Source organism: Vibrio ichthyoenteri ATCC 700023, assembly GCF_000222605.1.
In the GTDB taxonomy this organism is placed as follows: Bacteria; Pseudomonadota; Gammaproteobacteria; order Enterobacterales; family Vibrionaceae; genus Vibrio; species Vibrio ichthyoenteri.
Genome location: NZ_AFWF01000173.1, coordinates 1 through 369, shown reverse-complemented (window position 1 = coordinate 369; position 369 = coordinate 1). Strand labels below are relative to the sequence as shown.

Genomic DNA, 369 nt, shown 5'->3' with positions numbered 1-369 from the left:
TGTGGTGGCTATAGCTCAGTTGGTAGAGTCCCGGATTGTGATTCCGGTTGTCGCGAGTTCAAGCCTCGTTAGCCACCCCATTATTTAGGTAGCTTTGCTCCCTTTCTTAATGAAAATTAAGAATAAAACCTTGTCGGTGAATAGCGCAGCTTGGTAGCGCATCTGGTTTGGGACCAGAGGGTCGGGGGTTCGAATCCCTCTTCACCGACCACTATACGAAGCCCTAGTCGAAAGACTAGGGCTTTTTTACATCTGTGATTTAACCATTTCATTATTTATATTACTTAATCGGCCACGAGTTTATCTAAGCCGTTATCGTTAGCACTTACCCGCCGTTTATCTTTTTCTCTGTTCTCATTGATGCCTCTA

At 44.7% G+C, this 369-nt stretch carries 2 tRNA genes; both read left to right on the top strand.

Annotation, left to right across the window (positions count from 1 at the left end):
- Window positions 1-4 precede the first annotated feature (4 nt).
- Window positions 5-80 (top strand) — tRNA-His (locus RH85_RS12000).
- Between the two features lie 54 nt (window positions 81-134).
- Window positions 135-211 (top strand) — tRNA-Pro (locus RH85_RS11995).
- The last annotated feature ends 158 nt before the right edge of the window (window positions 212-369 follow it).